Source organism: Yersinia sp. 2540 StPb PI (assembly GCF_052217165.1).
GTDB lineage: Bacteria > Pseudomonadota > Gammaproteobacteria > Enterobacterales > Enterobacteriaceae > Yersinia > Yersinia enterocolitica_E.
In genome coordinates, this window is record NZ_JAZGQC010000003.1 from 78,441 (window position 1) to 99,051 (window position 20,611).

The window sequence follows — 20,611 nt, forward strand, 5'->3', positions numbered from 1 at the left end:
GTAGGATATTTTCCGTTTTCCAAGCGGACCCCTGACCATGCACCCATCAAAAAATTGGTAAAAGCGGCCGGGGGGTTCAAACGGCCAAATCGAGCGTGGTCAACGCTTCAGGGATTTGAAACATTGCGACGACTGAATAAAGGTCAATTTGATATTTGGCTACGCCGTGACGAACCTGAATGTCTAGTGCAGGAAAGATCCACCTTTATGAATCGGCTCTTTAACATTGAGACGGTTTTAGCCTAATTATTCCACCCATCAATGAGTAAAATCACCGACTCTCATTATTTGCAACAAGCCCCTTTACTGTAAATAGAGTTTTAGTGTGAAAACTGTAGGTGGGTGATTTCATCCCAAAAACGACTCAATATGCTCACAAGTTTCAGGATGACTGCATTATTTACTTCTAAAATAGTTTGTGTTATCGACTTTTGATATTAATGCAGTCGCCTTCTGAAAATGACACTGAAACCTGCCGAACCGGGTTTTGTATTATTTCGGGCGCTTCGCCCAAGCGGCGCGCATGACAGGCATAAACGTTGGCGGTATGACACCCATTTTTGGTAATGGGATCTTGACTGTTACACCAGGTGATGCGTCAAACCACACGTCATTGAAGGGTAGTTTTTGAAGTCGATTCAAGTCGAATTTTGTCGGAACATCAAGCCCAGCGGTATCAAGTTGTTCATTAATGACAAATTCCCCATCGTAGACCTTACCGATCTGTGACGTTCCATAGGTAATAAGCACCGCGTTAATATCGGTAAACACGTTCAGTATAAGCCCGGGGCGCGGGTATGGCCCAGGGTTGCCTAAGTCCTCGCGATGAGGAAACTTACACCAGAGTATGTCTCCGGGCTTCGGTAATGGTTTAAAATCAGTAGCCATGCGCTTCCTGCTTATTTGAATAATGGAGAGTCCAGATCTTCTTCTGAGATTTCCATACCTGACATTTTAGAAATGACAGCATGCTGGGCATCTGTCAGTGGGCCATTATCAAGTTCATAGGCTGGTAGAACATCGTGCGCCAGGTAGCGTAACGCTTTATGGACTAGCTCAGTCTGGTTAAGAGCCAGCTCTTCCATAAGGCGGGTAAACGTTTCTTCGCTTACTCCGTACTCGTTGTCACGCGCACGCAGCTGGAAAAGAAATTTCTTCGGCGTAGTTTGTGCGCGGGTTTCCACTTTGCTTTTACCGACGCGTGGATGGCGTTTAACTGTCGCGGCTATATTAGTTTCATCAATAGTCGTCATGATTAACCTCTCTTTCTTATTACTATATGTAAAGCATATAGTAATAGCATACCACTTACTATATAGATTGTATATAGCAGTCATTGTAAGACGATTGCTGGCGACTAACAGCCGTGGCAGAGGTATGCGGAGAGCTGATAAAAGATGTATCAATGATGGGTTAACATTTTTCCGTGCCCTGATATTATTCATCATTTAACACTAATGCTGTTAACTGTTCTGTTTTACGCAAGAATCCATTTATCGCAACAATACTCTTTCATTAGGGCTCTGTCGTATTAGCGTAAAGAAGTTAGCAAAAGTGGCGCTGCCGGTTATTTAGGCAGCCAACAGATAAAATTGTTCCGCAGGTGACAATCCCTCATTTTGCGGATGTTGATATTGTCCTTTACGTTCATGTGGATCAATTCGATGCCAACCAGGAGCGTCTGTGCCCGCCGGAACAATTTGAATCCCAGCATCAGGCGTATACGACGTTTGATATTTCGGTGATCCTGCTCAATCAGGTTATTCAGATACTTGTTCTGTCTGACAGTAATGGTTTCTTCTTCTGGTTTGTCGGCGTTGAGTGTAGTCAGCGCTGCCGTGTTGCCGCCACTTTTATCAAGGGTCACTATTTCAGGTTCATCGTGGTGTCGAATGGCTTTGCGAAAGAAGCGTAATGCAGCTGCAGCATCCCGTTTGGCGGTCAGCAGGAAGTCGATGGTCTGGCCTGAATTATCCACCGCGCGGTACAGATATTTCCACTGACCTTTGACTTTGATGTAGGTTTCATCCATGCGCCACCGACGACCTACTGAGCGTTTATGTCGTCGAAATACCTTATCCAGCAAGGGCACCAGACGGATAACACAGCGGTGTAACGTGGAGTGGTCAACAATAACGCCACGCTTTGCCATCATCTCCTCGAGATTACGCAGGCTGAGGGCATAAGCGAGATACCAGCGAACACATTGCGCGATAACATCAGTGGGGTAATGCAGGCGACGGAAGGCTTTTCGGATTAGAGACATGGGCAAGCAACATCGTAAAAAAACAACATGTTACCTGACGACGCCTTAATGCGACAGAGCGCTTTCTCACCTAACGTTAGTTTTCGCTCGACTGAGCATCAAACACATAAATTAGTTATTTTATTATCAGGCAGGATGCGTTTTCTTCAGCAGGCCGGCACCTCGTCCTCATGAAGGGTTTGATTTTATGGGTGAACTCCGATTTCAGAAACGTTCGCTTCTCTGCAATGAAAACATGAAAATACAGGGCGTCGCTGATCAATTCTCTGATCAGCGGTGATGATTTAAGCCGATCACCAATTGTGTTTGCTGAGAGCCGGCTTCTTTGGCACACCATAAGAACAAGCCCCAGGCCTTGATCTTCGTAATCGACCTCAATCAGTTGCAAATCAGTATCGGAAATGGAGCCAGAGCCCTCTGACAACACACGGGCGAACTCATGGATTGAAACCGAAGTGCCAAGGATGTTTCTTGATGTGGGGATCCGCCCCTGAAGATGCAGTACATCGCCTGTATGGCCACACGGACACAGGACATCGCGCTCGAGGATACCCACGTCTCCCATTGTATGATCCAGAAGATGGCTCTGTCCGGGATATCTGACCGTTACACTGAACTCACCGCTGACCGGAGAACAAACTAGGTCGACATGCTCATAAATATGGTAGCGGGTACCACTCAGGTGCGCGCACTGAAAACCGATCGGACCGGTTTCCTGCGACGTGTACGCCAGAGGTTTGATACACACGTCCGGAAGCAGCTTCTGCGTCTTTTCGACAAGTGAGTCGGAGAACATTTCCCCGAGATAAAAAATGTTCCTAACGGAGGCCAGTTGCGCTTTACGCTCCGGGATCAATAAACGTTCAGCAAAGCTTGGCAGGCATATTATCGTGTCGATGGTGCCTGCACATACGGCTTCACAAAGTGCGTCATGCTCAACAACCGAGGCGAAAGGATAATATTTCACCCCGAGATGACGGCAAATTTCATGGGCAAACAGAAAACCGCCCCACAGATTGCCCGCCGTCAGGCAGTTAGCGACCGCGCGAACCTGTAAATCCGTGAACAGGGGGCGCAGCGCCTGCGCCGCCGCCGACGTTACAAACTGATAATTTTCCCATGGATGCTCGACGGTTCTGGCATCAGCGGTGGTTCCACCGGTGGCGAAGACTATGGCTGACACGGAGCCTCCTTTCTGTCGGTTTTTTTCAGGCAGATGAACGAAATCATCGCGGAGCTCAGCACCGTGATAAAGATAAACAGCGGGACGTGGTCAGCCAGATGCGTGATCGCAAATCCGGTAAGCCAGGAGCCGAATGCTTCACCGGCATTCGACACAATCAGAATATAACTGAACAACACGCTGGCAGAGACACCAGACGCAATATGCGTGGCCTGAAAGTAAAGCTCCGGAATGATCACGGACTCATAAATGCTGTAGGCAATCAACGCCGTAACGGCAATGTACACGGAACCCAGCAAATAGGCTGATGATAGTACCCCGCCCACCATAATAATTTGCGAACTGTACCTGTCGCTGAAGGAGGTCAGTTTCGCCACACCCCCCTGCCACAGGCAGATGGTCACGCCGACGATAGAGAAAAATACCCCGGAGTATGCACCGAGGTCGGGATTGATTTTATCCAGCAGCGTCGTGGCGGTTATGAACACCCCCATAATGAGAAAACAGAAGAACGACGAAAGCAGGATGCGCTGTATGTCTGTGCTGGCCATGACGCACTGAAACCCTACCCGCATATCCGCCAGTGGCGAACCGGTGGACGATTTATGGCTGGCCGGAAGGGTATAAATGAGTCGCAGCGCCATCAGGGCCATCACGACACCGGAGAGAAGCAGTGCCAGCAGAACGGTCCCGATAAATGCAAATTTCATCGCCGCTACCGCCAGCATCGGCGCCACGAATACCGCCGAGTTCTGGCACAGCGAGAACGTATTGAGTGCTTTTTTCAGCTGCGGTCCGCTCAGGGTTGCGGCCAGCACCTCCCGTAAAAAAGGTTTGGATACCGACTTTGATACCGCAATAAGCAAGAAGAAGAGCAGCCAGCCGGGTAATGACAATGTCAGATAAATAGTCAAAAAGGCAGTGCTTCTCAGCAGCAGGGAAACGAAAATCAACTTCCTTCTGGAAAAGCGCTCAAGATAGCCGGTGGAGGTCAGCATAAGCAGACTTTCCAGCAGGACCGCCCCGGCGAGACAGGCCGCCACACTGGAGGCACTGAGATCTGGTGATTTCCCCAGCAGTGGGAGGGCAAAGAAAAATGAAAACTCCGCGAGAAATACCGTCAGATAAATGAAATAGGTCGTTTTATTCGCATGCATGATTATCGTGAATTATCCTTGCCAGCTGATCGAACACAAATGCCCTGATCCCTTCGGGGAGCTTCGTCAGGCCGGTTTCTGCCGTTGCCATCTCATTAAAATAAAAACCGTCGGTATTCATCAGCCAGTCAACTGACAATACCGCACAGCCTGCCTGCGCCATCATGTCCCGGGACAACTGCAGCATTTCCGGGAAAAATGGTTCACGGCCATAGTCTGCCAGGAACGTCTGTTCCGTCAGGATGGTCTGCTCTCCGCCTAGGGCGACATTTCCGATATAGCCTTTCCCGCGGGGTTTGCGGAATTTAATGAATGCCAGTTTCTGCGCGATAAACAAAAACCGGACATCACACGCGTCAGCCAGAAAGGGCATCATTAAATATTCGACAGGCGATGTCGAAATCAAATTTCCGGTGCTGACCGCATGCTGAGAGCTCCCTGACTTGATCACGCCAAAACCCATGCCGGTGCTGGCGGGTTTAAAAATATACTCGCCGGGGTAGCGTGCAACAAAGTGCTCGATGGCGGGAGTGACCTGCCGGTGATACCCGAGCATGCTAAAGGGGAGCACCGGCGCGCCGGTTTTCGCTGCTAGGGTCATCTGGCCGATTTTGTCCCACTCCAGAGTTTCAATACCGGCAATCCCGTCGTTCAGCAGGCATGCACCTCTGATACGGAGGAAATGGCGCAGCGTCGAGGAGATGGCGCGGGCTTGGGCATTCAGGTTGGCGGGGGAGATTATAAATGCCGCTGCAGATTCATCCAGCGGCTGGTCTTTGTACAGTAGCGCCAGTCCCCTGTCTGGGTGAGAGGAAACGATACAGTTCTCCAGCGCGATAAAGCTGAAGGCGATATCCCGTTTCCCGAGTTCACGGGTGTACTCTGCATAAGCCTGCTCAATCCCGGCCACATTGTTGTATTCTTCCTTTGCGACGATCCAGTATAAATTCATGCTTTTTCCTTTCGCCATACCATGACGGACTGTGACAGCGAGGTGGAGAGTGTTCTGTCGATGACGAAGCCGGCCGCCTGCGCCAGCACTTGATATTCAGCATAAAATCGCTCCTTCCCCAGAAAGAGTGCATCCATGAGCAAGTCCAGCGTCTTGCCTTTGCTGCTCTCAGGCTGCTTGATGATTTCTATGACAAATAGCGTTGATTCTGGCGTCATGGCCCGATGGCAGTTTTGCAGAATTTTTAAGGCGCTGGCGTCATCCCAGTCGTGGATAATATTTTTCAGGATATAGATGTTCTTGCCCCCGACGATCCCAGTAAAGAAATCACCATCCACAAAGTTGATGCCAGCTTCGTTCCTGCTGTTCCCGGGGTAAACATCGAGCACCGTGGCGGATTTAAGGTTGTAGCGCTGATGAAGTTTTTTCATCAGCGCGCCCTGCCCTCCGCCCACATCCACGACTTCTGCCTGCGCATCACACGCAATGTGGCTGACGAGTTCAGTGGAAAGTTCATCGGTAATTTTTGCCATCAGCCTGTCGAAGGTGCCTTTCAGTTCTGGCCGGGTGCGGAGGTATGAAAAGAAGGGCACTCGATGACGGGTTTCAAAAGCGGATACCGGGTCGACAGAACGCAGGGATGAGGGGTATTCCGACCACATGCTCCAGTATTCCTCGCCCAATTCGCACAAGATCCACAGCGTTTCAAGGCTGTTTGCGTCCGCCAGGGCACCGGCCTCATCTGCAAGGGCATAGCGCGCATCCTCAATATGCACAACACGGCACTCTGCCATCACATCCAGCAGGCGTGACAGACGATGGGCCTCCACCTCGCTGGCTACAGACAGGTCATTCAAGCTCATTGGTCCCATGCGTCCCAGCCAGATGGGTACCCCGAGCTTCACGAACGCATGCAAGGCCGCTGAATAGCGGTAGGCGGTGATCAGCTCTGTCAGCATGCCGTCCCCCCTGTAATGAAATTCACGGACGCGGCGAATCGCTCAAGATCGTCAATGGAATGCGCGGCAGAAAGGGCTACCCGGATAATGCTTGCCGATTTAGGTACTGTCGGATACATGGCCGCGGTGGCCAGAAAACCATGGCTGCGGAGTCGCCCAGAGGTGTTAACGGCTTCGGCTTCGGTTTCGCTGCCGATGTGGATCGTACGGATGGGGCTAGCTTTATCTTTGACTTCCACATTATGTACTGCGTTGTCAAAGAAGTGAATATTGTCCTTAAGCTTCGTTTGCAGCGCAGTGATTTCGCCTGAAAGGTGAATATCCGCAGAGGCCACGCATGCGGCAATACCGGGTAATGAGGGAGGGCCGCTAAAAATATAATTCAGCGCATATTTTTTGATGAATGAGGCGGTCTGTGGGTGACTGAAAGAGGCCGAACCACCATGAGAGCCGAACGCTTTTGAGAGCGAGGAGAGCAGGATAAGATTGTCACTGAATTCCCCCGTCTGGTGCAGCGTATACCCGCACCCATTTTTCCCGATGATCGAGGTGCCATGCGCATCATCGGCATAGTAATACCCTTGATACTCTGCCGCTAATTGCGTGAGATAACGGACATCATTACTGCCCCCCATTGAACCCAGGGAGTCTGATATCAGCACGGGCGTTTTGCCGTTCTGCCGGCACAGGTCTAATGCCGTATACAATTTATCCTGGTCAGTGAAGCTTATCCTGTCGTAACGGCCAAACTGTTCCAGAATCCCCTGTAATATTTGCACCGAGGCGTGTGTCGTTTTATCCACGATCCACTGTACGCCTTTTGGGCTGATGCTATACCCCGGCAACTCTCCTGAGCCGAGGATCGGGAGGACTGCCAGATGCGCGGCCCCCACGGAATTGAAAATCACCGTATAGGAGTCCAGGAAGATCGTATTCAGTTTTTCTTCGAGCTCATCAAAAATATCGCATTTTGCCCGGGTTCTTGCGGCGGCATACTGAACACCAAATTTATCAACCGACGCTTTAATGGCCTGACTTAGGGCCGGATGCTGTTCAAGCCCGAGATAAGAGCAGGACATAAAATCGATATATTCCCGCCCGGCGCTGCAGACAATTCCTCTTCCATCAGTCCGGGATGCAATCGTTAAATCATTTATTCCCTGAGCCCATATTTTTTCCTGATGGGGTCTGCTTAAATTGATACGATCGGATAACCAGTTTTTTGCAGCCATTTCAGTTTCCTCAGTCCATTGCACTACATATTCTGTATACCAGAAACAGCAAATAATCATAATGTTAACAAATCGTCAATCATTAATTATTATTATGTTATTGGAAGGACTAAAGAATCCGGCATCTCTACCAGCGGTTTGAGGGCCAACCGTACGAAAACGTACGGTAAGAGGATAATTAGGGGTCAGTTGGCTCTGTCGCATTAAGGCGTCGTCAGGTAACATGTTGTTTTTTTACGATGTTGCTTGCCCATGTCTCTAATCCGAAAAGCCTTCCGTCGCCTGCATTACCCCACTGATGTTATCGCGCAATGTGTTCGCTGGTATCTCGCTTATGCCCTCAGCCTGCGTAATCTCGAGGAGATGATGGCAAAGCGTGGCGTTATTGTTGACCACTCCACGTTACACCGCTGTGTTATCCGTCTGGTGCCCTTGCTGGATAAGGTATTTCGACGACATAAACGCTCAGTAGGTCGTCGGTGGCGCATGGATGAAACCTACATCAAAGTCAAAGGTCAGTGGAAATATCTGTACCGCGCGGTGGATAATTCAGGCCAGACCATCGACTTCCTGCTGACCGCCAAACGGGATGCTGCAGCTGCATTACGCTTCTTTCGCAAAGCCATTCGACACCACGATGAACCTGAAATAGTGACCCTTGATAAAAGTGGCGGCAACACGGCAGCGCTGACTACACTCAACGCCGACAAACCAGAAGAAGAAACCATTACTGTCAGACAGAACAAGTATCTGAATAACCTGATTGAGCAGGATCACCGAAATATCAAACGTCGTATACGCCTGATGCTGGGATTCAAATTGTTCCGGTGGGCACAGACGCTCCTGGTTGGCATCGAATTAATCCACATGAACGTAAAGGACAATATCAACATCCGCAAAATGAGGGATTGTCACCTGCGGAACAATTTTATCTGTTGGCTGCCTAAATAACCGGCAGCGCCACTTTTGCTAACTTCCGCCGCTGCCTATTTGTAGGTTATCCAAATGGAGGTTTATCGCACTTACAAAGAAGTCCTCCTTCACCTTTTTCGCACAAGAACTTGCATAGACATGGCACATTTAGACTTCCATCACCATTTATGCATTCACTGGGAATACCAGATGAATTAGCAGTACCAGTAGCAACAACGCACAGTACAAAAATCATATATTTTAGCTTAGCTCGCATTACAGTTCCTTTAGTTAAAAATAAAATTATTTTTCAGTAGGTTATAAAAAATTTTCTTAGTAATTAACACTCTAGATTCCAGTGTAATTATTTCTTCATTGGGCAATGACTCCAATTAGTAGAACATGTGTTTTTCACAGCGCCGCCGTGATTTCCCGGCGGCTTCGTATCGTTCGCGCCACAGTTTATAAATTTCTGTAAGATGAAAAATAGCGTCTTAACTGAAAATAATTAGTGAAACGTGTCCGTTTATTAAAAAATGCAGAGAACAACTTTCTAATATGGCATTTTAGTAAAAAGTCAGACCGTAAAATTATTATATCCAAAGTTAGATTTTTGATTAAAAATGTCGTAGTATTCAAATGTTACAAAATACTTACCTGATTGCAAATCACCAGCATTCAGCTGAATAGCTCTTTTATGTGGAGCTGTTTCCGTGTGACTAATTAATAGCTCTCCATCCGTCCCCCCCCTTCTTATTTGGACTGTGAATGTTAACTGAGGTGGTGTTGATTCGTTTAACCCCCATGAAACATCTATGATGTTCCTTTCTTTTACATATGAGGCATTTAATAATGTAATTATGGGTGAAATAACTGGCTTTGGTTTATTATAAGATAGATTTGGGTTTAATGTAATTCTGTCGTTTGTATTATTTGACGGACCTACGCTTAATTTTATATTTTCATTTTCATATAATTCGGCATTCCATATACTAGGTGCCCCCCCTGCAGATGCAACATAGTTTGTTGGTTTTTCCCACACACCATTTTTATCCATTCTAAAATGCTTACCATAAATGCCATGGTATGATTCTGCATTTCCTGAAAACCTCTCAATAAAGCCATTGCAGCTATTGCCCGTAATGGGAAGGTTCTCTCCAGGGACATCAGCTGACATATAATGAGTCCATTTCGAATCTAGATACGAATACATAAACATTGCCATACCAGTACTATTTGAACCAACTGGATTATCCCACCGCCTGATTACCAGTGCGTACCATTGGTTTTGAACCCAGGGCATAGGGTGCGAAGTGTGTAGACCTGTGCCTTCGCCACCAAAATGACTGGAATACAATCCTGGCAGTCCATATGTCAGATTAACTTCAGGAGGAAGCGAAGGATCCTGGTCAGCTAAATCCCAAATAGAGCAAATATTGTTTCTTCTAAAAACCTGCCCAGCGAGAACGTTATCATTTTGGTGCTGAAGACCTGCGTACCCCCCTCTTTTTCCAAAATAAAAATTGCAGCCACTCCAGTAAATATAAACTTTATCTCCATCGGATGGGATCATCTGTTCAACATAAAGCAATTCAGCTTCATTTTTTTGGAAAAATGAAGTTATACTTGGCCCCCAAGATGGCACTGAATATACATTATAACCATCGTTACAATTATTTTTTTCATCTCTCTCATTAAACATATAAAACCCCGTTTATATCTAGTGATAGATATTATGTTGAATTATTAATTGATATAGATCGCCTTTAGCAGGACATCGCCACTTATAGTATCCGTAACAGATTTTCGGTTGTATGACCATTTAAAATCCTTGGGTAGATTGTCTGCTCCCAGACCAGCGTGAGTAGCGCTGCCACACCGTATGGCATACAGTTATTATTAATATAGACAACAATTGAATCGGGGTCCAGCTAGGGCTTACACAAAATCCTGCATTTTATATTATAATGACTATATAAAATGAAATGATAAATTTCACATAACCTGCGGAATAGGAGCTACTCTAGTAATTATTAAAATAATTAATAAGATGTATTTTATATAAATTAATTAACTTTAATAAAAACAAAATGGCGGTTATGTAGCTTAACATCAAATGAATTAGAGCGACTATTCTATGAACAGTCTAATACAGTGACCAGTTTTAATTGATCATATATGGACGCCCCGTGTGTGGCAAGTACTGGTTCGATACTGTTTACGGCCATATATCCGGCGTTATAAGTAGGTAAAGTTACCCGCACCATGGATGACTAATGTTCTCAGGCTACGATTGCCATTTTTTGTCACAGAGGACAATATTTGTTTTCCTCCCGAACTATGCTGCCGTGGAACAAGACCGCACCAGGCGGATAATTCTCTACCACTAGAGAACTGTACTGCATCCACCTCACTGATAAATGCCGCAGCAATTTCGCTATCCAGACACGTGATCCGTTAATTCAGGGCCTGCATATCTTCCCGCAATGAATAAAGTAACGGCGAAGCGTGAATGTCAGGTCATTAGACGCATCTTCAATAAGTTCTGGTAATTGCTGCTGAAGACGCTGGATCCCGACAGGAATAATGAGGCCATATTCAGCGAGCAGAGAACGAAGTTGGTTAGCCAGCGTGGTTCTCTGCTCAACCATGAGTTGACAGGTATTCCGCAGCGCTTTGATATCCTGCTGTTACGTGGTTTTGACCGGTACAAAGTGAATGCCTTGGCGGCATGCTGTTTCGCAGATTGCCAGTGCATCGCTCTTCTGGCTTCTGACAAACGCTTTCACACATGCGGGGCATGGCATAAGTCTTACGCTATATCCCATAGAACTGAGTGTTCGCCCCCAGAAATGAGAGGTTGAACAGGCCTCCATAGCAAGTAAAGTACCCAGTTCAAACTGGCGAAGCGTATCCAGCAATTTCTGACGCAATATTTTTCTGTTCCAGGCAACAGAGCTATCAACCATCCAGACACATACCTGGAAAACAGATTTGGCGATATCGATACCAACAACTCTGATCTTGTTCATGTGATGTTACTCCCAGATTAATGCAGTCAGTAAAAGTATGACGCCGGCGTCAGGAAGAGGGGGTAACCGAAGCCAGAGTGGCTGGGAAATTTAGGGGACGACAAGCTGACCGGCTGTTGCACAACAAGATTATTGAGTTGAGGATTAAAAACAAGCAGAGCATCCGCGATACGGCCAGATTATGCGGGGTTCCATACCGAACCGTAATACGTATAGTGAAGAAGACAAAAGACATGACTGAAAACAACGAGAATAAATAGATGAACGGTCATTTTAGGGCAGAACCTCATTGCTCATCTGAACGTATTTATCGCAGATAGAGCGCCTTAACGCCATCGAAGCACTGACTTTATGCGCTTAGCGCATGTAAAGCGGTGATCTGAAGAAACATGTGTCACAGAAGCGAATCCGCTGAAACCCGGCGTAAGCCGGTAGAGGATCATCAAAGATCCTAACCCCCCCTTCGCCCTGCTAAGCCCTGCGGACTGACTACCAATGAAGGAGTGATATAAGCCCTTTTAACCCCGTTAGCGCGGCATAGCCGCGATGTATCGGGGCCTTAGTGCGGACAGCTTGCTGGCAGCGCTTAGGGGGCTGTAAGTCAGGATTTACAGAGATCTTTCGGAGAAGGTTTTAAAGTTTAAATAGGATTTGCTTTTGGACATTATTGTTAAGGAATATATGGTGATGTTGAAGTCGTCATGTTGTATTGCCCGAAGGCGTAGCCATAGGGAGGAAGCATAAAAGCGAAGCGAATAAGAGAGAAGCATCCGGCTTCGCCGGATAGCGACATCTTTATTGTATTTTTCTTGCCTAAATCGCGACTTACACACATATACACTGCTTATTTTTAATAGATCTTTTTAAGATCCTTTTTAAACCTTTTTAGAGGAACTCCAAGGCTTTATATTACGGGGCTCTCAGCAGAACCAGCGTGACAAATCACCCTCATTCCGTGACATATCACCCTCAACACAGGGTTAAATCGTGACAATTTGCCCTGAAAACCGTGACAAATTGCCCTGACGAATAGACTTTATTCACAGGAATTTGACAGAGACTCACACCCGTGACAACATCCAGACATGTCACAGTTATCACAGAGATAAAGATGGGTATGGCGCCTGAATTAAAAAATAAGCCCCGTAAAGTTGGCCAACGTATCGTTCAATCCAATGAACTGACCGAAGCCGCATACAGCCTGTCTCGAGACCAGAAACGTATGCTTTATCTTTTTGTTGACCAGATCCGAAAAGTGGACAGTGTCCAAGGAATTGATCAGCATAACGGCATCTGTGAAATTGCCGTGTCAAAATACGCCGAGATATTCAATTTAACATCAGCGGAAGCCAGCAAAGATATTCGTAATGCATTGAAAAACTTTGTCGGAAAAGAGGTCACGTTCTATAGACCTGAGGAGGATTTTGGGGATGAAAAAGGCTATGAGTCCTATCCATGGTTTATTAAGCGTGCGCACAGTCCGGCTCGGGGCGTGTACAGCGTACATTTAAACCCGTATCTCATTCCCTTCTTTATCGGTTTACAAAATCGATTTACGCAGTTTCGTCTCGGTGAAACGAAAGAGATCACCAGCCCCTATGCCATGCGACTCTATGAGTCATTATGCCAATACAGAAGAAGTGATGGGACCGGGGTCGCTATTCTGGGGGTGAAATGGATGATTGAACGCTATCAATTGCCACAGAGCTATACGCGAATGCCTGATTTCAGGCGCCGATTCCTCAATCCAATTGTCGAAGAGATCAATAAACGAACGCCAATAAGTCTTGATTATATTGAAAAAAAATCAGGTCGTATGACGACTCACATCGTATTTTCCTACACTGAAGTGTGACAAATAACCCTCCATGTGTACGTCGGCAGTTTTTTTTTCCCCATGAAAGACCAGCACATATAGCAATTATCTAACATCGCTCACCAGAGTGAGGGTCATATGTCACAGTCATCCAGAAATCCTGGTTGCTCAAGGCAATATGTCACACACCGTTCAATATATTGAGGGTAGATTGTCACACTATTAGCCCAATTTAAGGCTTAGAAAAACACTCCAAGCCAAAAATCTTGTAAACTATTAACACCCAAAATTTCATACTTCATACTTCATACTTCATATTTATTATTTTATACTCTATGTTTTATCACTCCATTTTAAAATACGCGTCTAGGGCTTCGCGAACCAACGCACTGACATTTTTAGGCGCGACTCCCGCACGCTTATTGGCCAGAGCCCTATCTTCAAGCTCACGCAGCAAGCCTTCAGGTAACGATATAGTAGTTCTGGTTAGCGTTTCAGGCTGTAAGGACGGTTTTTTCTCTTCACCGTAAGGTCTGTCAGCCAACCGGTTCGCCAGTGCTTCGGCGTCTGCTTCAGTCACTTCTTTACGCAACTGGGGCTTTTTAAGTGCCATCAGAAAACCTCCTGTAACAAAGCCAAAACTTCCGCTTTGGCATTGTCATTGTCGGTTTCCAGTACTGAGCGCCCATCGGACATCACATCACGATAAATTTTTCGGTAGCACCCGACACTACTCAGAGGAACCAGCCCATCGAACTCTTTCACATACTCGAGAAACTCATTGCGTTCCGTACCCCGTATCAAGGGATTAGTTGTCGCCATCGTCTGATAACACCAAGCTTTTAATTCGGGATTCAAATCTCGCATACTCTCCAGCTGCTGCTGAAGTTCCATCAACGTATCCAGATCCAACTGGGAACACTGATGAGGCGCAATGATTTGATGGGCAACGGTACCACCGGTGATCAGTTCCCGACTGTTACGGCCAGCGACATCGACAATAACCTGACCAAACCGGTTATCCAGACTTTTTAGCGTCTGGGAGATATTGTCACGTTTCTCAATCAAGGTGATGGCCGGTATAAGTCCCGATAGCTCCCGTTCGGCATACCAGCGAGAGGCGGAGCGCTGAACATCTGCGTCAACCAGACAAACGTCTTCCCCGCGCAGTGCCAGGCCAATGGCGATATTGATGGCAGTCGTGGTCTTGGCCGCGCCACCTTTGTTACATCCGACAATCGTGATCATCATCCACCCTCTGTTAGGTCAATTATTCGTATTACATCATAAGTATGAATTATCATCTATTAAGTATTAAGTATTAAGTATTAAGTATTAAGTATTAAGTATTAAGTATAATGTTCATATTAATCAATAACTAACTGCTTTTTATTTCACGATTTCCTTGCGAACATCGATGGGGACAGGCCTGAATTCACCATCACTGCTCATGGGAATAGCACAGATCAGCCGTCGTGCATCATCAGCATTCATACTGAACCGCACACCAAACTGCTGGCCAACCTCAAGGGTGAATACTTTGGTATACACTTCGGTACTCTTTAGTTCTTTATGACCCATAAAGGCCTGAACCACTTTCAAGGGCACACTGTGTTGGATCAGGTGCATGGCATAGCTGTGCCGAAAAGTTTTGGTGGTCACCGGATCCACCCGAAATACAATCCCATCACGTTTGGCACTGTCAACCGCACGGGTCAACCAGTTACGCGCCGTGTCATCGGTGATCGGCCACAACGGTTCATGTCGTTTGGGTTTGAATGTGGCTAGGTATTCCCGTAAACGAAGCGTATAAGTTTGGTCCGATAACGGGATAGCCCGGTCAAATCCTTGAACTTGTTCTATTTTCGTGGGCCGGCCCGGTTTACGCCGGCGCTGCTTGAGTGTACGCAGCACAATAAAAGGACGTCCTCCGTCCAGCTCAATATCGGCCGGGGTGATGGACAGGGCTTCATTAATCCGGGCCCCGGTATTCCACAGCGTTTCCATCAGCAACCGTTGATGTAAGTCAGCAAAATACCCGAGCAGCACCGACACTTCCGGGGCTAACAGGTATGCCGGCGTACCAAGATTGGCCCGTAGCGCCATGTTGCGCAGTTCGGCTGCGCCCTGCCAGTCAAAATAACTGCCGATCGCGCTACGCGAAAAGTTTTCCGGTTCGTGGGGTATAAGGCTCACGTTTTTAATCTCCGCGATCGTCGGACTGATGACCCGTCATGTGACAACGCGCCCTCAATATTGCCAAGTGTTATCACCATTGTGCCGTAAAAGTCACGCTCAGCCGAGCGCAATAATTCCCTGATCGGAACCGGGATCATTCGGTTATTTTTCTATAATGGATTAAATACCGAGCAAAGAAAACAAGAAAGGGCCACAACCGACGCCCGTCATGCCGTGACCCTGTGCCTCTCGGCACATCATAGTGTATGAAGATGAGATGAGAAACACAAGATACAGCCTTATCCACAGAAAAAGGGGGTAAGGTGGGGAGAATTCGGGGCTTTAACGCAAAAACCGAAAAAGATCTCAAAGGGAAAGAAAGACTGGAATTAATGAGGAGATGACCTTAGGTCCCTAGGATAAAGAAATCAATCGCCGCCCCAGTTCGCCACGAAGATGGTTCTCACCCATAACCTGGTTATCTGAACGGAGATTTTTAGCATACGTGCTTGTCAGGATCACATAGTCCATTTGGTCTACTGTCAAGACAGGTGATAACACCTTCACTTGTGAGTTTACCGGTTGCTTGCGGACCAATGGAGTGACCAGTCGGGTACAAAAATAATTTATAAAATCTGATTTAATATCAATAAAATAGTGATGTGATTGCTTGTTCTTGGCCGTGTTTTGCTGCCTTTTCACTGTTAATGCGACAGAACGCAAAGGGCAACTCCTACATTCAGATGGAGAAGGATATCACTGGTGGAACAATTTTATTTGTTGGCTGCCTAAAAAACCGGCAGCACAACTTTTGCTGACTTGCCTATGCTAATTCTACACAACCGTCAGTAGCTGAGAGAACAGGCGGATCGTAAATATGCCGGATTCTATTCTCCATTGATGGTGTAAGTTAACGTCTCCGTTGCTGGTGTAATCGTACGTGAAACTAATTTCACTCCGTTACGAACAATAGATACCGTCCGGTTTTGTGTCGATGCTGGAATATTAATATGGAATTTATTCATCACCTTAGTAGCGAGACGATTGTTATGAAGTTTGAAGCGAAGGGTTCCTGTTGCCGACTCGACCCATAGCTGCATATCACTGCTCGTTAGAATATTAGTGTTATCTGAATAAATAAATCCATATGCGCCGTGCAAGGCAGGGAATATATAACTTGTTAATACTCCCTCAGGATCGTAATATCCTATCAGTGTTGTTACTGCTACACCTTTTAACTGAGGAACTCGTTCAATACTTAGATCTGTTGCCTGAACAATATCTCTCCAACTTTTTCCATCAGAGACGTAATATTTATGGGTACCTTTTGCTAACGTTATAATTAAACCATTAATATAAAGGGTTGTATTATAGGTAGCGCTTTGGTCAATTATTAATATAGACTGATTGTTATCTTGGGACGCAGGAGGAATGTGAACTTCGCTGGCCCAATTACCATCCTGCATGGCAATATTTAGCACCTTATATGTGGTTAGCAAAATTTTCAGCGCGGGGGCACTTAGGTCTTGATTTGATGCGGTAATTCTCGTTAAAGTTGAGTCTAGCAAAATTGTTTCATTCCAGCGTTGCCCGTCTGACAGGTAACCCATTCTGAAGCCTTTTGTTACCGTGATTATCTGACCGTTTATATAAAGTTCACTATTATATCCAGCCCTATGATCTATTAATATGATGCATTGCTTGTTATTCTGACTTGCTTCTGGAACGTCAATTGCTTTAGTCCAATGGCCATCCTGCATTGCGATTTTTATTACTCTGTATTTATTCAGTAGAACAGCAATACCATTTGCACTGAGATCGCTGATGGGAACAGTCGTTGGACTATCAATATCAACCCGATTAAAGTAAGGAACCATACTTTTTTGTTTTTCATCCCATTTACTAAAACCTGTGGGTGAATCACTGGAGAAAATTGCTTTGCTTTCCAGAAACTGCTGCACGAGCGTCGCAGTATAAGGAGTATGTAATGTAAAATTATTTAGTGATGTCATTGGCTCGCCACCCGCCATAGGATCAAACCCAAAAGAATGTCCATAGAATGGGAGCTCACAGGTATTTTCATAACAGGAAGGCTGATTGGTTACATCCAATTTAAAATTGGGTATGAACTTATGTAAGTCCATATCCCATCCCCAAGTGGAATTGATTTCGCTTGCACCCCGGTGCACAGATCCATTAAAGCCGTTAGGGTAGTGTCCTAGCCCGTAATTGTGACCTATTTCGTGGCTAAATTCGTTGCCAAGTGAATTATCAAGCGTGACGATACTCCCGCCGCCAGAACCGCCATGAACAACAACACCATTGGAATAACGCCCTATACTGTTATGAGCCGAGAGTTGAGCAACGGTAAAGGGAGAATCCTCACCTTCCCCCGCGGTAGAATTAAGCCCATAGCTTGCATGATTTATTCCTAAGGAAATAAGTTCCTTACCGATACTTTGTCGCATAGTGCCATTGTGCCAATCCCCTATGCTAGGGTCATAATTGATCAATAAATTTCCGGTAGGAAGCATAACTTCCTGTAGATGTATTGATTGATAATTATTCACTATCATCCGCGAAACAGGAACTGTCTGAAAATACTCTCTGTGGGTATCAGGCTGTTTTGCAAAACGAAACGAGTTACGAGGAGTTGTGAGCATACCGATGTCGATCGTGTTAAGTATGAGCTCTGTGGGCGCACCAACTCGGATATTATTCAATTGCCCCACCAACGAACCACTGGTGAAAGCCATGGTCATACCGGGTTTTATCCATTCGGCAGGGAGATCAATACTCCAAGTATTTTGCGAGTAAATTAACCATTGATTTGTTACTTCCCCACTACGATACCAACGACCATTAAAGAACTGGAATTGTACCGTATTTCCTTGAGTAATGATGAATTCTTGACCGCTGTAGTGGATCGTTGAGCTATAGGTTGCCCTGGACGTCATACGAACCATTTTTCGTTGCTCAGTGGTATTTGGCAAGTAAATATGATCGACGAATAAGCCATCGGCGGTTCGAATATCAACAATAGAGTATGTTGATAGTAGTGATTTAAGATAGTTACCATCCGGATCTGCCAAACTAGCTAATTGGCTGCTGGTATTGATAACGTAAGTATTGCCGGGTAGTGGCTCAAAATGATATACCGTGTCCGGCAATTCTCCTGGAGGGTTTAGCTGCAAACTGCCAATAACCTGTTTATTTTTGTCTGAAATGGTAGCAAGCAGATTATCTAGGATGATGTTTGGTTTTACCATCATTAATGCCTTACGGTTTCCTGTTAAATAAGGTTGAGGGTCTCCTAGCTTAGGTGTTACAGGAATAATCTGGCTTTGCACAAACTGTATACTGGCCTGTAAGGTTCCCTGTAAATCATTGCTAGTGCTATTTGTATTAAAAATTAACAAATCGTTAGTGTGCATAATAGTATCCTTGAAATAATTAATTTGAAAACTGTCGTCTAATATATCGTCCATGATTTAAATCCTTAAATGAATTTATTGAGTATGATAACCGTATTACAATACGATAATCATTCCAAACACCCAGATTGAAACTATTGTGCTGAGCACAAATCTTTATCTAAAAAATAAATTCATCCGCTTTATATTAAAATGGTTGTTTAATTAATCACGAAAACACCTCCGAATATCCAATTTTATTTTCTCACTGTAACTAGTATATTGTTTACTCCATTTTGTTAATGACTTAGAAAAAACGATGAAAGAGTAGAGTGTTGATATTGATCACATTAGCATTGAATATTTTTATAGAGAAAATAATATATTATGATGGGAGCATTTTTTATTATTTTTAAAGTATAGCAGGCATTTGTTTTTTTAAATTAAATTAAACTTTATTTAATATAATTAAGATATTAAAAAATACTCTCTGCGAAGATAAACATACGATTCTGTCGTATTAACAGCGAAAGTTGCGTTGCCTATTTTTCAGGCAGCTAACAGGTAAAACTGTTTCGACGGGGAGGATCCGTCCCCTGCTGGATGCTGATATTGCCTTTTGCGTATCATGTGGATCAGATCAATACCGGCCATAATTGTCTGCACCCGACAAAACAACTTAAATCCCTGCATCAGACATATTCGGCGTTTTATATTCCGGTGATCCTGCTCCACAAGGTTATTCAAGTAATTACTCTGCCTGATGGTGATACTTTCACCTTCTGGTTTGCCCGCTTTTAGCGTAGCCAGCGCGGCCATGTTGACACCACTGTTATCTATGATCTGGTTTTCAGTATCAACAGCCCAGTGCAGGTATTTCCACTGGCCCCTGATTTTGATGCATGTTTCATCTATACGCCACCGGCGTTCCACATGACGCTTATGCCGTCGAAATGCCCTGTCCCGCAATGGCACCAGGTGGATGACCCAGCGGTAAAGTGTAGAATGGTCAACGACAACACCACGCTCAGCCATCATTTCTTCGAGGTTGCGGCAGCTCGGCCTAGGTGGGATACCAACGAACACATTTCGCGATAACATCGACGGGAGTGGTGCCGGCCGCTGAATGCGTTTCGGATCACAGGCATGGGCAGGTAACATCACGAAAAAATCAGGTTACCAGATAAGGCCTTAATGCGACAGAACCCTTCATTTTATATAATTGATGTTATAAAATATGAAATGAAAATATTCACACTAAAAATAAAACATGGACTATTCTAGTAACAAGTAGATTATGTTTTATAAAAACCAGTCAGTACTGATAACATCAAATAAAAAATTCAAGGTTAATTATGACGTTATTTATTATTATTTTATTTAATTACTACTAGATTTGAGTGACTTTCTTCTCTAGACATGTTTAATATGTCCACCTTTATGGGAGTAATAAAGGTACAGCCCGGTTATTTTCATACTCCGATTGGAATTGAAATAATTAAAGAAATAGA

General features: G+C 45.4%; 19 protein-coding genes and 3 pseudogenes. 4 read left to right on the forward strand and 18 right to left on the reverse strand.

Going from position 1 to position 20,611, the window contains the following annotated elements:
* Positions 1-33: 33 nt before the first annotated feature.
* A pseudogene (locus V1956_RS24295) lies at positions 34-246 on the forward strand (IS6 family transposase); the annotation flags it as partial.
* A 246-nt stretch (positions 247-492) separates the two neighbouring features.
* On the opposite strand, the gene V1956_RS24300 reads toward V1956_RS24295, so the two are convergent.
* The 8 genes from V1956_RS24300 to V1956_RS24335 form a co-directional block, all read right to left on the reverse strand.
* Positions 493-888, reverse strand: a complete 396-nt coding sequence (locus tag V1956_RS24300; RefSeq protein WP_442825887.1) for a hypothetical protein — start codon at positions 886-888, stop codon at positions 493-495.
* Positions 889-899: 11 nt separating this feature from the next.
* Positions 900-1,253, reverse strand: a complete 354-nt coding sequence (locus V1956_RS24305) for a hypothetical protein (RefSeq protein WP_420072327.1) — start codon at positions 1,251-1,253, stop codon at positions 900-902.
* Positions 1,254-1,571: 318 nt separating this feature from the next.
* Positions 1,572-2,266 (reverse strand): IS6 family transposase gene (locus V1956_RS24310; RefSeq protein ID WP_442825888.1). Its coding sequence is split into 2 segments (ribosomal slippage): positions 1,572-1,648 and positions 1,648-2,266, totalling 696 coding nucleotides; the frame shifts between segments, so codons are not numbered across the junction.
* A gap of 115 nt (positions 2,267-2,381) precedes the next feature.
* Positions 2,382-3,449: a hypothetical protein gene (locus tag V1956_RS24315; RefSeq protein ID WP_442825889.1), complete on the reverse strand. Its 1,068-nt coding sequence runs from the start codon at positions 3,447-3,449 to the stop codon at positions 2,382-2,384.
* A complete protein-coding gene (locus V1956_RS24320) occupies positions 3,437-4,606 on the reverse strand; it encodes an MFS transporter (RefSeq protein WP_442825890.1) in 1,170 nt (389 codons plus the stop codon). The genes V1956_RS24315 and V1956_RS24320 overlap by 13 nt, the downstream gene beginning before the upstream one ends.
* The gene (locus V1956_RS24325; RefSeq protein WP_442825891.1) at positions 4,593-5,558 is read right to left on the reverse strand and encodes a hypothetical protein; all 966 of its coding nucleotides are present in this window, start codon (positions 5,556-5,558) and stop codon (positions 4,593-4,595) included. Before V1956_RS24325 ends, V1956_RS24320 begins: the two co-directional genes overlap by 14 nt.
* The gene (locus tag V1956_RS24330; RefSeq protein ID WP_442825892.1) at positions 5,555-6,517 is read right to left on the reverse strand and encodes a methyltransferase; all 963 of its coding nucleotides are present in this window, start codon (positions 6,515-6,517) and stop codon (positions 5,555-5,557) included. The genes V1956_RS24325 and V1956_RS24330 overlap by 4 nt, the downstream gene beginning before the upstream one ends.
* Positions 6,511-7,749, reverse strand: a complete 1,239-nt coding sequence (locus V1956_RS24335) for an aminotransferase class I/II-fold pyridoxal phosphate-dependent enzyme (RefSeq protein WP_442825893.1) — start codon at positions 7,747-7,749, stop codon at positions 6,511-6,513. Before V1956_RS24335 ends, V1956_RS24330 begins: the two co-directional genes overlap by 7 nt.
* Before the next feature lie 252 nt (positions 7,750-8,001).
* Here V1956_RS24335 and V1956_RS24340 point away from each other — a divergent pair.
* Positions 8,002-8,696 (forward strand): IS6 family transposase gene (locus tag V1956_RS24340; protein WP_442825894.1). Its coding sequence is split into 2 segments (ribosomal slippage): positions 8,002-8,620 and positions 8,620-8,696, totalling 696 coding nucleotides; the frame shifts between segments, so codons are not numbered across the junction.
* Positions 8,697-9,238: 542 nt separating this feature from the next.
* Here the strand turns inward: V1956_RS24340 and V1956_RS24345 are convergent.
* From V1956_RS24345 to V1956_RS24360, 4 genes are all read right to left on the reverse strand, one after another.
* Positions 9,239-10,363 (reverse strand): DUF3472 domain-containing protein, encoded by a 1,125-nt coding sequence (locus tag V1956_RS24345; protein ID WP_442825895.1) that lies wholly within the window; start codon positions 10,361-10,363, stop codon positions 9,239-9,241.
* 536 nt (positions 10,364-10,899) lie between these two features.
* Positions 10,900-11,070 carry a transposase gene (locus tag V1956_RS24350; protein WP_442825896.1) on the reverse strand — a complete coding sequence of 57 codons (171 nt, stop codon included), beginning with the start codon at positions 11,068-11,070 and terminating at the stop codon, positions 10,900-10,902.
* A gap of 53 nt (positions 11,071-11,123) precedes the next feature.
* Positions 11,124-11,312 (reverse strand): hypothetical protein, encoded by a 189-nt coding sequence (locus tag V1956_RS24355; RefSeq protein WP_420072452.1) that lies wholly within the window; start codon positions 11,310-11,312, stop codon positions 11,124-11,126.
* A 39-nt stretch (positions 11,313-11,351) separates the two neighbouring features.
* Positions 11,352-11,693 (reverse strand): hypothetical protein, encoded by a 342-nt coding sequence (locus tag V1956_RS24360; RefSeq protein WP_442825897.1) that lies wholly within the window; start codon positions 11,691-11,693, stop codon positions 11,352-11,354.
* A gap of 41 nt (positions 11,694-11,734) precedes the next feature.
* Between V1956_RS24360 and V1956_RS24365 the strand changes: the two are divergent.
* A pseudogene (locus V1956_RS24365) lies at positions 11,735-11,953 on the forward strand (recombinase family protein); the annotation flags it as partial.
* Positions 11,954-12,804: 851 nt separating this feature from the next.
* Positions 12,805-13,548, forward strand: coding sequence for a replication initiation protein RepE (repE, locus tag V1956_RS24370; protein WP_420072450.1), 744 nt, complete (start codon positions 12,805-12,807; stop codon positions 13,546-13,548).
* A gap of 304 nt (positions 13,549-13,852) precedes the next feature.
* Here repE and V1956_RS24375 read toward each other — a convergent pair whose 3' ends face one another.
* From V1956_RS24375 to V1956_RS24400, 6 genes and pseudogenes are all read right to left on the reverse strand, one after another.
* Positions 13,853-14,122: a hypothetical protein gene (locus tag V1956_RS24375; RefSeq protein WP_420072592.1), complete on the reverse strand. Its 270-nt coding sequence runs from the start codon at positions 14,120-14,122 to the stop codon at positions 13,853-13,855.
* The gene (locus tag V1956_RS24380) at positions 14,122-14,757 is read right to left on the reverse strand and encodes an AAA family ATPase (RefSeq protein WP_420072593.1); all 636 of its coding nucleotides are present in this window, start codon (positions 14,755-14,757) and stop codon (positions 14,122-14,124) included. Before V1956_RS24380 ends, V1956_RS24375 begins: the two co-directional genes overlap by 1 nt.
* 141 nt (positions 14,758-14,898) lie before the next feature.
* Positions 14,899-15,705 (reverse strand): tyrosine-type recombinase/integrase, encoded by an 807-nt coding sequence (locus tag V1956_RS24385; RefSeq protein ID WP_420072389.1) that lies wholly within the window; start codon positions 15,703-15,705, stop codon positions 14,899-14,901.
* Positions 15,706-16,101: 396 nt separating this feature from the next.
* Positions 16,102-16,410, reverse strand: coding sequence for a CcdB family protein (locus V1956_RS24390; protein ID WP_420072388.1), 309 nt, complete (start codon positions 16,408-16,410; stop codon positions 16,102-16,104).
* Positions 16,411-16,574: 164 nt separating this feature from the next.
* Positions 16,575-19,175 carry a M66 family metalloprotease gene (locus tag V1956_RS24395; protein WP_442825898.1) on the reverse strand — a complete coding sequence of 867 codons (2,601 nt, stop codon included), beginning with the start codon at positions 19,173-19,175 and terminating at the stop codon, positions 16,575-16,577.
* 474 nt (positions 19,176-19,649) lie between these two features.
* A pseudogene (locus V1956_RS24400) lies at positions 19,650-20,248 on the reverse strand (IS6 family transposase).
* Positions 20,249-20,611: the final 363 nt, after the last annotated feature.

Bases quoted from the DNA above. Each gene is read 5' to 3' on its own strand.
- V1956_RS24300 (WP_442825887.1), bottom strand. From the start codon at position 888: ATGGCTACTGATTTTAAACCATTACCGAAGCCCGGAGACATACTCTGG.
- V1956_RS24305 (WP_420072327.1), bottom strand. From the start codon at position 1,253: ATGACGACTATTGATGAAACTAATATAGCCGCGACAGTTAAACGCCAT.
- V1956_RS24320 (WP_442825890.1), bottom strand. From the start codon at position 4,606: ATGCATGCGAATAAAACGACCTATTTCATTTATCTGACGGTATTTCTC.
- V1956_RS24325 (WP_442825891.1), bottom strand. From the start codon at position 5,558: ATGAATTTATACTGGATCGTCGCAAAGGAAGAATACAACAATGTGGCC.
- V1956_RS24330 (WP_442825892.1), bottom strand. From the start codon at position 6,517: ATGCTGACAGAGCTGATCACCGCCTACCGCTATTCAGCGGCCTTGCAT.
- V1956_RS24335 (WP_442825893.1), bottom strand. From the start codon at position 7,749: ATGGCTGCAAAAAACTGGTTATCCGATCGTATCAATTTAAGCAGACCC.
- V1956_RS24345 (WP_442825895.1), bottom strand. From the start codon at position 10,363: ATGTTTAATGAGAGAGATGAAAAAAATAATTGTAACGATGGTTATAAT.
- V1956_RS24355 (WP_420072452.1), bottom strand. From the start codon at position 11,312: ATGGTTGAGCAGAGAACCACGCTGGCTAACCAACTTCGTTCTCTGCTC.
- V1956_RS24360 (WP_442825897.1), bottom strand. From the start codon at position 11,693: ATGAACAAGATCAGAGTTGTTGGTATCGATATCGCCAAATCTGTTTTC.
- repE (WP_420072450.1), top strand. From the start codon at position 12,805: ATGGGTATGGCGCCTGAATTAAAAAATAAGCCCCGTAAAGTTGGCCAA.
- V1956_RS24375 (WP_420072592.1), bottom strand. From the start codon at position 14,122: ATGGCACTTAAAAAGCCCCAGTTGCGTAAAGAAGTGACTGAAGCAGAC.
- V1956_RS24380 (WP_420072593.1), bottom strand. From the start codon at position 14,757: ATGATCACGATTGTCGGATGTAACAAAGGTGGCGCGGCCAAGACCACG.
- V1956_RS24395 (WP_442825898.1), bottom strand. From the start codon at position 19,175: ATGGACGATATATTAGACGACAGTTTTCAAATTAATTATTTCAAGGAT.